The organism is Croceitalea sp. P059 (assembly GCF_031846365.1).
In the GTDB taxonomy this organism is placed as follows: Bacteria; Bacteroidota; Bacteroidia; order Flavobacteriales; family Flavobacteriaceae; genus Croceitalea; species Croceitalea vernalis.
On sequence record NZ_JAVRHW010000003.1, the window covers coordinates 512,692 to 522,854 of the forward strand.

Genomic DNA, 10,163 nt, shown 5'->3' on the forward strand with positions numbered 1-10,163 from the left:
AGCGAAGTAATTAGTAAGCCTTTTTAAGTGTTTATCGCAAATAAGCTTAATTACTTCGCTGTTTATTATAATAATGGAAAAGCAATTTCGTCTTTAACCTCTTTTAGCACAAAAGCACTTTTTACAGCGCCAATATTTGGTAAAGAGGCGATTTTAGTTTTAGCAAATGTATAGTAAGCATCAAGATTTTTTACAATAACCTTTAGTAAAAAATCAAACTCACCACCAACAACAAAACATTCAACCACCTCGGGAAACTGATTAACCAACTCTAAAAAATCATCCATCATCGCTCCCTTTTGAACCTCTAAGGATATAAAACTAAATACCGTTATACTACTCTCCACTTTTTCTTTATTGATGATGGCAGCATATTTTTTAATAAAACCTTCTTGCTCTAATCTTTTGATGCGTTCGTAAACCGGGGTTTTAGTTAAACCCAACTGTTCTGCAATAGTTTTTGCAATAGTTTTTGAATCGTTTTCTAAGATTTTTAATATCGCTCTATCGGTATCATCCAAATCTGAATACATATTTTTTCCTCTTTACCTAAACAATTTACAGTCAAAATAACACTTTTTCCTTAAAAATATTTACAAAATAGTGAATATTACTGTTTTTTATATTTAAAACAACTATTTAAACTTTTCATCTTAACTTTATAAGAAATATGCCTTTAATGAAATATCATTTAACACAAGCGAATATTGCTCGTTTTAATGCAAGCCTTGATAGCCCTATCATGAAAGAATTCGTTGATTTTTTAGAGCCCGTTAATAAATTTGCTGAAGAAAGTAATGGATTTGTATGGCGCTTGAAAGACGATACAGGAAGATCCGCAAGTTACATCGAATCTCCTTTTAAAGATGAAATGATGGCTGTGAATATAAGCGTTTGGAAAGATCTTGATTCTTTTAAAGCTTTTGTTTACGGTACAGTACATTCTTATTTTTTAAAAAACAAAAAGAAGTGGTTTGATATTAAAGGGCCTTCCCAATTTGTAATGTGGTGGTTACCTGTAAATGAATTACCAAGTTTACAAATGGCTAAAAACAAGCTTGAAGAATTAGAGCTTAATGGCGATACAGCTTCAGCTTTTTCAATGAAACAGTTATTTAATGCCCAAGGAGAAGTCATTTAAAAAGTGTCGGCTAAAAAATTAGAATCATTAGAATAAAGAAGCATTGATTTATGGAAACTACATACCAAAGCAATCCTATTTTAGATAAATTACCACCGCATTTACGACAATATATAAAACCTCAAAATTATGAAGATTACACAGCAATAGACCAAGCTGTTTGGCGCTATGTAATGAGAAAAAATGTGGATTACCTCAGTAAAGTTGCACACCAATCGTATATTGAAGGCCTCCAAAAAACAGGTATTGACATAGACAACATTCCGAACATGTACGGAATGAACAGAATACTCAAAGAAATTGGTTGGGCAGCAGTAGCTGTTGATGGGTTTATTCCCCCATCCGCTTTTATGGAGTTTCAAGCATTTAACGTTTTAGTAATTGCTTCAGATATTCGGCAATTAGAAAATATTGAATATACCCCTGCTCCGGATATTATCCACGAAGGAGCAGGCCATGCACCAATTATTGCTAACCCAGAATATGCAGAATACTTAAGACGTTTTGGAGAAATTGGCTGTAAAGCAATTTCAAGCGCCAAGGATTATGAGCTTTATGAAGCCGTCCGTCATTTATCAATCATCAAAGAAGCTGAAGGCACCCCAGATGATGAAATTGAAAAAGCAGAAAAACATATTGAATTTCTTCAAGAAAATATGGGTGAGCCTAGCGAAATGGCATTAATCAGAAATTTACATTGGTGGACTGTCGAATATGGCCTCATAGGAACAATAGAGAAACCGCAACTTTATGGCGCTGGTCTTTTATCATCAATTGGCGAAAGTGCATGGTGTATGACCGATGATGTAAAAAAGAAGCCATACACCTTGGATGCAACCTATATAGGTTTTGATATTACCAAACCTCAACCACAACTATTTGTTACGCCTGATTTTGCTCATTTAAGTCAAGTTCTTGAAGACTTTGCAAATAGCATGGCTCTTAGAACAGGAGGTTTAAGAGGCTTAAAAAAAGTAGTACATTCAAAAGCATTAGGGACGATAGAACTGAGTACAGGAATTCAAATTTCAGGGATTTTTGATAACCTTATAGCATATGATGGCAAACCGATTTACCTTAGAACCTTTGGACCAACAGCATTAGCTTATCGAGAAAAAGAACTAGTAGGCCACGGCACTAATAATCACCCAAATGGATTTGGCTCACCAATTGGAAAATTAAAAGGTATAAATCTCGCTATAGAGGACATGGGACCGCGCGATTTGAAAGCTTACAATATTTTTGAAGGTGAGCAGGTGACTCTAGAATTTGAAGGTGGAGTAATTGTGACTGGTGAAATTATTACCGGAACGCGAAATTTAAAAGGAGAAATCGTATTGATTACTTTCAAAGATTGTCGCGTAACGCATGATGACACTGTATTATTTTTACCAGAATGGGGGTTGTACCATATGGCGGTTGGCGAACATATCACTTCCGCGTTTAACGGACCCGCTGATTTAAGCAGTTTTGATTTGATTAGTCATGAAATAAGCAATACACCAAAAAAAAACAAAAAAAGTAAAGAAAAAACTGTCTTAGAAAATTACTATCAACAAGTTCGTGATTACCGTAATGGAATCAACAGTACAATTTCACGAAACAAAGTATTTCAAGAAGTGAGTAAAACGTTTCCGAATGATTGGTTATTATCAATTGAGTTGTATGAGTTAGCCAAATCTACCAACGAAAATAATCTCGCAAATAATATTTTAAAACATTTAGAGCAGGTAAAACAGAATACCCCAAAGATTGGGCAATTAATTGATGACGGTTTGGCTTTAGTCAATCAAAGCGTTACCGCTCAGGTTTAAATCATTTATTTCAATAATTGGTGATTGATTATTGTGAACCAGTTTCCATCCTAGAGAATTAGTCAATGCTAAAAACTTTGAAAGCTCACTTAAAAGCCGATTTTCTGCATTGCTTATCAAAGAAGATTGTTCTATTTTTTTTAGAAGCGATGTATTAACGTTACGTTTGATTTTATTGTAATCTTTGGCGTCAAATTGATTTAGATAGTCCGCAGTAACATCGTAATATTCAAAATCTGGATTTATTTTAATCTCAGGTTGAGGTATATCTTTAATATACAACGTCTTTGATTCTTGATCAATCTCAAAATTTATTTTACTTAAATCATAGGCAATTAAGACCTCGGCGTTTACCACTACTAAGGCCTTTTTATCTGCAGTAATCAATGGCCCAAAAAGCTCCTTGGAATCTGCGTAATTGTAAACCTCGGCAAAATGACCCTCGGTCACAATTAGTTTTGAAACATTTTTAATTTGCTGCTCAATTAGCATTGAATTCTCTTGCAGGTTGGATTTCTGTTTTGAATCATCAGTGCATGACTTATAAATCAAAACCGAAGCCAATGTCATTACTACACCTACAAGAACTTTTTTCATCTATTTTAAATAGTCTTTAACCTTTTCTAATGCTTCAGGTATACCAGCTGGGTTTTTACCCCCTGCTGTTGCAAAGAAGGGCTGTCCGCCGCCGCCGCCTTGAATATATTTACCCAATTCTCGAACTATAGTACCAGCATTTAAATTACGTTCAAAAGCCAGTTCTTTTGAGATATAGCATGATAATATAGCCTTACCATCTTTTTCAGAAGCTAAAAGCAAGAAAAGGTCTTGTTTATTATTCCCTATCTCAAACGAAAGGTCTTTTATACCCGCAGCGTCTAAATCAACCTTCGTTGCTAAAAATTTAACTTCATTAATAGTAGTCAATTCACTTAGTAATTCGGATTTAAGTCCTTTGGCTTTATCTTTTAATAATAACTCAACCTGTTTTTTTAATTGTGAATTTTCATCTTGTAAAGCCGTAACTGCTTTTACAGGTTCTTTAGTGTTATTCAACAAATCTTTTATTTCGAAAAGTGTTCTGTTGTTTTTAAAATAAAAGTCTTTTACCGCATCCGAGGTGATGGCTTCTATTCTTCTTATTCCTGCAGCAACTGCTCCCTCAGAAGTAATTTTAAAATGCCAAATATCACCTGTGTTTTTAACATGAGTGCCTCCACATAACTCAATAGACTGTCCGAAACGTACGGTGCGCACAGTATCACCATACTTTTCTCCAAAAAGCGCCATAGCCCCCTGTGCAAGCGCTTCTTTAACAGGTATATTGCGACCTTCTTCAAAAGGTAATTGTCCTTCAATACGTGCATTGACAAAATTCTCAACTTCTCTCAATTCTTCTATAGTCAATTTAGAAAAATGCGAAAAATCAAAACGTAGATATTTTGAATGTACAGCGGAGCCCTTTTGCTCCACATGCTCTCCAAGAACTTCTCTTAGCGCTTGATGTAATAAATGAGTGGCAGAATGATTGCTTGCTGTACGTTGGCGTTGTTTTGCATCTACAACGGCTTTAAAATGGTCTGAAATATGATTTGGAAGACTTTCAGAAAAATGAACAATTTCATTATTTTCTTTTTTAGTATCAGTAATGTAAATTACATCACCATTTGAAGCTTCTAAATACCCTTTATCACCAACTTGCCCACCTCCTTCAGCATAAAAGGGCGTCAAATTAAAGACTAATTGATATTGATCACCTTCTTTTTTGCTAGTTACTTTTCTATACTTGACAAGCTTCACTGTAGCTTCTAAACTGTCATATCCGATAAATTCTTGTTCAGCATCTTCAGTTAAAACCGTCCAATCTTCTTTTGAGGTTTCAGAAGCTGCTCTAGACCTATCTTTTTGAGCCTTTAAAGCCTTTTCAAATCCGTCGACATCTAATTCATATCCGCGCTCTTCAAGAATCAATGAAGTTAAATCTATTGGAAAACCAAAAGTATCATACAATTCAAAAGCTTTAGAGCCATCAATTGTCTTAGTTTTTGCTGATTTAATGACAGAGTCAAGCAAGATTAATCCTTGTTCTAAGGTGCTTAAAAATGAGGCCTCCTCCTCTTTAATTACATTTTCAATTAATTGGTATTGTTGTTTTAATTCTGGGAAAGCTTGCCCCATTGATTCTCCTAAGACCTTTACCAATCTATATATAAATGGCTTTTTAGTATCTAAAAATGTAAAACCATACCTAATAGCTCTTCTTAAAATTCTTCGAATAACATAGCCCGCTCCAGTATTGCTTGGTAATTGTCCGTCAGCAATTGAAAACGCAACTGCTCTAACGTGATCGGCTATTACTCGTACGGCAATATCAATTTCTTGATCTTTACCATAATCTGCCCCGGTTATGGTTTCAATTTCTCTAATTAAAGGGGTGAAAACATCAGTATCATAATTTGATTTTACATCTTGCAAAACCATGCATAGACGTTCAAAGCCCATCCCTGTATCAATATGCTTATTAGGCAAATCTTCCAAACTTCCATTGGCTTTACGATTGTATTGCATAAATACAAGATTCCAAATTTCAACCACTAATGGATGGTCTTGATTCACTAATGAAGCACCTGATATTTTTGCTTTTTCCTCTTTTGAGCGAATATCTACATGTATTTCTGAACAAGGGCCACAAGGACCTTGATCCCCCATTTCCCAGAAATTATCCTTTTTGTCACCCATGATTATGCGATCCGCTGGTACAATACCCTTCCACAAATCAAAAGCTTCTTGGTCCATTTTAAGATTATCAGCATCATCACTGCCTTCAAAAACGGATACGTATAGACTGTTTTTATCTATTCCATAGACTTCCGTTAAAAGCTCCCATGCCCAATGAATTGCCTCTTTTTTAAAGTAATCCCCAAAACTCCAATTACCTAGCATCTCAAACATCGTATGGTGATAAGTATCTTTACCTACTTCTTCCAAATCATTATGCTTGCCACTAACGCGTAGGCATTTTTGAGTATCGGTAACTCTTTTTGATTTAGCCTTAGAATTTCCGAGAAAAAATTCTTTAAACTGGTTCATACCAGCATTGGTAAACATTAAAGTAGGGTCATTCTTCATGACCATTGGTGCTGATTGAACAATCTTATGTTCTTTTGATTTAAAAAAGTTTAAAAACTGTTCTCTAACCTTTTGAGATGTCATCTTGGGAGTTAAGCTTTAATTAATTTTAGCAGAATAAACAAAACAATTTTTATATTTGTTTGTTACCTTAAAACGAATGACCAAAAATAGGATAATTTCACTTCATGTCTAAAGTAAAATACTATTACGATCCAGATACGCTCTCTTATAGAAAGATTGAGCCGAAAAAATCGAAACGGTATCGCAATGTGTTGTTCTTTTTATTAGGCGCATCTCTTTTTGGTTTTTTAGGCCTTCTCTTTTTACTAAATACCAATTTAGTTAATACACCAAAAGAGCTTTCTTTACAAAGAGAGGTTTCTAATTATGAACTACAATATGAAATATTGGATAAAAAAATGGAACAGATTGAAAATGTTCTAGCCAATATTCAAGATCGTGATAACAATATTTATCGTCTTTATTTTGAAGCCAATCCTATACCGGAAGAACAACGGAAAGCTGGTTTTGGTGGAGTTAATCGATACAAATCACTCGAAGGTTTCAACAATTCTGAAATTATTATTGATGCCACCAAAAGGTTAGATATCATTCAGAAACAAATGGTGATTCAATCAAAATCTTTAGATGAGATTGCTATTCTTGCAGAGGAAAAAGAAAAGTTTCTTGAAGCTATTCCTGCTATACAACCTGTTCGCAATGAAGATTTGACTAGAATGGCATCGGGATTTGGATGGCGTACTGATCCTTTTTTAAAAACGAGAAAAATGCATCGCGGGATGGATTTTACAGCACCAAGAGGTACACCAGTTTATGCCTCAGGTAACGGCAAGGTAACCAGGGCTGATAACAATTCTTCTGGTTTTGGCAAACACATACGAATAGATCATGGCTACGGATATTTGACCGTATATGCTCACTTAAGCAAGTACAATGTAAGTAAAGGTCAAAAAGTTAAGCGTGGCGATTTGATAGGTTTTGTAGGCAATACCGGACGTTCTGAAGCACCACATCTACATTACGAAGTTTGGAAAGATAAGGAACGAATAAATCCAATTAATTTCTATTATGGAAGTTTATCTCCACAAGAGTTTGAGAACATGCTCAAATTTGCTACACAAGAAAATCAATCTCTAGATTAATGCACATAGACCTTCCTGAAAAGCGCTATTATGGTATTGGTGAAGTTGCTAAGGCTTTTGATGTAAATACATCTTTAATCCGATTTTGGGAAAAAGAATTCGATGTTTTACAACCCAAAAAAAACGCTAAAGGAAATCGAAAATTCACTCCGGAAGATATTAAAAACCTAAAACTAATTCATCATTTAGTTAAAGAAAGAGGTTTTACTTTAGAAGGAGCCAAAACTCACCTGAAGGAAGAAAAGCACAAAACATTATCAAATTTTGATGTTATTGAAAAACTTCAAAAAGTACGTGCTGAATTGGTAAAAATCAAAGAAAACCTTTGAAGTATTCTTTCATAGGTTGTAACAAAATCTATTTTTTCTGACCTATTAATAACTATAATCAAGATAAACACTTAAAACCTTAGAAAATGAAAAAATTATTAATTCCATTGGTAATTATTGGTGTCCTAATTTTTGTTTTAGGAAGTTGGTATGTAAATACAAATAACAGTCTTGTAGACATGAAGGGCCAAGCAACAAAACAATGGGCTAACGTAGAAAGCTCTTATCAAAGAAGAGGTGATTTAATAGGCAACTTAGTTAAAACCGTTCAAGGAGCAGCTGATTTTGAAAGAGGGACGTTAAAAGATGTTATTGAGGCTCGTTCAAAAGCAACTTCAACAACCATTGATGCCAATAATCTAACTCCTGAAAAACTTGCCGCTTTTCAACAGGCACAATCAGGATTATCATCCGCATTATCTCGGCTTCTAGTCACTGTGGAACGTTATCCAGAATTAAAGGCTAATAAGAACTTTTTAGAACTACAATCGCAATTAGAAGGAACTGAAAATAGAATAAACGTTGAACGTAATCGATTTAATGATTTAGCAGGAGATTATAATATTGCTATTGAAAAAATTCCAACTAATTTCATTGCAAATATTGCAGGTTTTGATGCATTAGCGTTGTTTAGTTCTGACCCAGGTTCAGAGAATGCTCCTGACGTAGAATTTGATTTTAATTAAAGATGTCAAAAGTAGAAGATTTTCTTACCGTTTATGAAGAGCAAGAAATTGTTAGGGCAATATTAAAAGCTGAAAAGAATACTTCTGGTGAAATCCGGGTGCATATTGAAGCATCATCAAAAATAGACCACTTTAGCCGGGCCCAACAAGTTTTTCATTTTCTAAAAATGGATAACACAAAAGATGAAAATGGAGTATTGCTGTATGTTGCTGTTCATGACAAAAAATTTGTTATTTATGGTGACAAAGGTATCGACAGAGCCGTGCCTAAAGGCTTTTGGGAGTCAACAAAAACCATTATTGCTAGCCATTTCAAGAAGGATGCATTTAAAGATGGTATTGTTGAGGGTGTTTTAACTGCTGGTAAAGAATTAGAGGCACATTTTCCATGGAATCATAATGACACAAATGAACTGAGCGATGCAATTTCAAAGGGTTAGTTTTCTTATCTCCTTTTTATTTATCTCACTTGCATGGGGCCAATTCACGGTACCTGAAAAACCCAAAAAACAAACTAGTGTTTACGATTATGTAAACCTACTTTCAAGCTCTCAAAAATCTTCGTTAGAGCAAAAGTTAGTTCAATATTCTGATAGTACCTCTACTCAAATAGTTATTGCTGTAATAAGCTCTACAAAAGGAGAAGATATCAATTACATAGGTGCCAAATGGGGGCAAAAATGGGGTATTGGCAAGGCAGACGAAGATAATGGTGTGTTAATTCTATTAGCGAAAGATGATAGAAAAATTGCAATAAGTACTGGATATGGTTTGGAAGAGTATCTCACAGATTTCAGAAGTAAACGAATTATAGAATCTGTGATTATACCAGAATTCAAACTTGGAAATTATTATAATGGACTCAATAAAGGAACAGACGCCATATTTCAGGTGCTGACGGGTCAATTTAGCGAAGAACGAAACTTTAACAATCAAGGTTTTTCTTTTAAAGCATTTTTACCCTTTATAATTTTCTTTGTTATCCTACTGATTTTGGCAAGTAGAAAAGGTCGAGGGGGCGGTAAAAACAACCGTGGAGGACGTAATGGCGGTGGACTAGATATATGGGATATTATTATTCTCAGCAATATGGGGCGCGGTGGTTACAAAGGCGGTTCCTCTGGAGGTGGTTTTGGAAGCGGTGGAAGTTTTGGTGGTGGAGGCTTTGGTGGTGGCTTTGGCGGTGGCGGCTTTGGCGGTGGTGGGGCATCTGGCGGTTGGTAGCATCATACAAAGTGAATTTCTTCCAAAAATTAAGCAACCCTTAGACAATTCAGAATCTTACAATAAAACTCATGCTCTTAAAACAACTTGTAGCTAGCTTCATTTTTTTATGTGCAACCTGTTGTCCTGAAGATGATTGCGCTGCAGTTTCATGCCTAGGGCCACCAGTTTTGGCATTCAATATAGAACAAGACAACGCTAATGTTTTTATAACTGAAATCTATACGCTTGAAGACATTTCCGTTACAGGAGATAATGCCAATGACTTTATGATAGGTCTTTCCACTTTCAATACTGAAAATACAGACGCCATATTGGTTTTAGAAAACTATAACTGGTCAACAGGTACTTTCCAAAATAATCTTGTGCTAGAAAACAACATCATAATTCCACTTGTTATTGAGATAGAACTGTCTGAATCTGGCGGTTGTTGTGGTGGCATCCCTAGATTAAAAAGTCTTGAAATCAACGGTATTCTACAAGAAAACAATACTGGACTTTACAACATTACCCTAGACTAAACCGGTCTGAACAACCTTCACAAATTATTCTTAATGTATAGTCTGTTGACAAAATAACTGCGTAATTACTAAGAGTTAAACACTCAAAAACCCCATTTTCAGTGAACTACCTGCCTTAATTTTAGGTTATCTTGCAATGGTAGTATATATGTT

Annotated in this window: 11 protein-coding genes; 8 read left to right on the forward strand and 3 right to left on the reverse strand. The window is 34.9% G+C overall.

All coding sequences use genetic code 11. The features are described 5' to 3' along the window. Positions 1–65: 65 nt before the first annotated feature. Entirely contained in the window at positions 66–533 is a 468-nt protein-coding gene (locus tag RM542_RS12525; RefSeq protein WP_311386080.1) for an Lrp/AsnC family transcriptional regulator, read from the reverse strand. 146 nt (positions 534–679) lie between these two features. Here RM542_RS12525 and RM542_RS12530 point away from each other — a divergent pair, with 146 nt between their 5' ends. Continuing rightward, positions 680–1,141 (forward strand): DUF3291 domain-containing protein, encoded by a 462-nt coding sequence (locus RM542_RS12530; protein WP_311386081.1) that lies wholly within the window; start codon positions 680–682, stop codon positions 1,139–1,141. A 50-nt stretch (positions 1,142–1,191) separates the two neighbouring features. Next, positions 1,192–2,955: an aromatic amino acid hydroxylase gene (locus RM542_RS12535; RefSeq protein WP_311386082.1), complete on the forward strand. Its 1,764-nt coding sequence runs from the start codon at positions 1,192–1,194 to the stop codon at positions 2,953–2,955. Here RM542_RS12535 and RM542_RS12540 read toward each other — a convergent pair. Beyond that, positions 2,923–3,552, reverse strand: coding sequence for a DUF4230 domain-containing protein (locus RM542_RS12540; RefSeq protein ID WP_311386083.1), 630 nt, complete (start codon positions 3,550–3,552; stop codon positions 2,923–2,925). The genes RM542_RS12535 and RM542_RS12540 overlap by 33 nt on opposite strands. Beyond that, a complete protein-coding gene (alaS, locus tag RM542_RS12545; RefSeq protein WP_311386084.1) occupies positions 3,553–6,168 on the reverse strand; it encodes an alanine--tRNA ligase in 2,616 nt (871 codons plus the stop codon). Positions 6,169–6,272: 104 nt separating this feature from the next. Between alaS and RM542_RS12550 the strand changes: the two genes are divergently transcribed. The 6 genes from RM542_RS12550 to RM542_RS12575 all read left to right on the forward strand — a co-directional run bounded on the left by RM542_RS12550 (position 6,273) and on the right by RM542_RS12575 (position 10,010). After that, a complete protein-coding gene (locus RM542_RS12550) occupies positions 6,273–7,250 on the forward strand; it encodes a M23 family metallopeptidase (RefSeq protein ID WP_311386085.1) in 978 nt (325 codons plus the stop codon). Beyond that, complete coding sequence (locus tag RM542_RS12555) at positions 7,250–7,579, forward strand: MerR family transcriptional regulator (protein WP_311386086.1); 330 nt, start codon at positions 7,250–7,252, stop codon at positions 7,577–7,579. Before RM542_RS12550 ends, RM542_RS12555 begins: the two co-directional genes overlap by 1 nt. An 86-nt stretch (positions 7,580–7,665) precedes the next feature. Then, positions 7,666–8,265 (forward strand): LemA family protein, encoded by a 600-nt coding sequence (locus RM542_RS12560; RefSeq protein WP_311386087.1) that lies wholly within the window; start codon positions 7,666–7,668, stop codon positions 8,263–8,265. A gap of 2 nt (positions 8,266–8,267) precedes the next feature. Further along, a complete protein-coding gene (locus RM542_RS12565; RefSeq protein WP_311386088.1) occupies positions 8,268–8,705 on the forward strand; it encodes a TPM domain-containing protein in 438 nt (145 codons plus the stop codon). Further along, positions 8,686–9,489 carry a TPM domain-containing protein gene (locus tag RM542_RS12570; RefSeq protein ID WP_311386089.1) on the forward strand — a complete coding sequence of 268 codons (804 nt, stop codon included), beginning with the start codon at positions 8,686–8,688 and terminating at the stop codon, positions 9,487–9,489. Before RM542_RS12565 ends, RM542_RS12570 begins: the two co-directional genes overlap by 20 nt. Before the next feature lie 71 nt (positions 9,490–9,560). Beyond that, the gene (locus RM542_RS12575; protein ID WP_311386090.1) at positions 9,561–10,010 is read left to right on the forward strand and encodes a hypothetical protein; all 450 of its coding nucleotides are present in this window, start codon (positions 9,561–9,563) and stop codon (positions 10,008–10,010) included. The last annotated feature ends 153 nt before the right edge of the window (positions 10,011–10,163 follow it).

What these genes read in the sequence shown, in the direction of transcription:
- RM542_RS12525 (WP_311386080.1), bottom strand. Translation starts at nt 533, where the DNA reads ATGTATTCAGATTTGGATGATACCGATAGAGCGATATTAAAAATCTTA.
- RM542_RS12530 (WP_311386081.1), top strand. Translation starts at nt 680, where the DNA reads ATGAAATATCATTTAACACAAGCGAATATTGCTCGTTTTAATGCAAGC.
- RM542_RS12535 (WP_311386082.1), top strand. Translation starts at nt 1,192, where the DNA reads ATGGAAACTACATACCAAAGCAATCCTATTTTAGATAAATTACCACCG.
- RM542_RS12540 (WP_311386083.1), bottom strand. Translation starts at nt 3,552, where the DNA reads ATGAAAAAAGTTCTTGTAGGTGTAGTAATGACATTGGCTTCGGTTTTG.
- alaS (WP_311386084.1), bottom strand. Translation starts at nt 6,168, where the DNA reads ATGACATCTCAAAAGGTTAGAGAACAGTTTTTAAACTTTTTTAAATCA.
- RM542_RS12550 (WP_311386085.1), top strand. Translation starts at nt 6,273, where the DNA reads ATGTCTAAAGTAAAATACTATTACGATCCAGATACGCTCTCTTATAGA.
- RM542_RS12555 (WP_311386086.1), top strand. Translation starts at nt 7,250, where the DNA reads ATGCACATAGACCTTCCTGAAAAGCGCTATTATGGTATTGGTGAAGTT.
- RM542_RS12560 (WP_311386087.1), top strand. Translation starts at nt 7,666, where the DNA reads ATGAAAAAATTATTAATTCCATTGGTAATTATTGGTGTCCTAATTTTT.
- RM542_RS12565 (WP_311386088.1), top strand. Translation starts at nt 8,268, where the DNA reads ATGTCAAAAGTAGAAGATTTTCTTACCGTTTATGAAGAGCAAGAAATT.
- RM542_RS12570 (WP_311386089.1), top strand. Translation starts at nt 8,686, where the DNA reads ATGCAATTTCAAAGGGTTAGTTTTCTTATCTCCTTTTTATTTATCTCA.
- RM542_RS12575 (WP_311386090.1), top strand. Translation starts at nt 9,561, where the DNA reads ATGCTCTTAAAACAACTTGTAGCTAGCTTCATTTTTTTATGTGCAACC.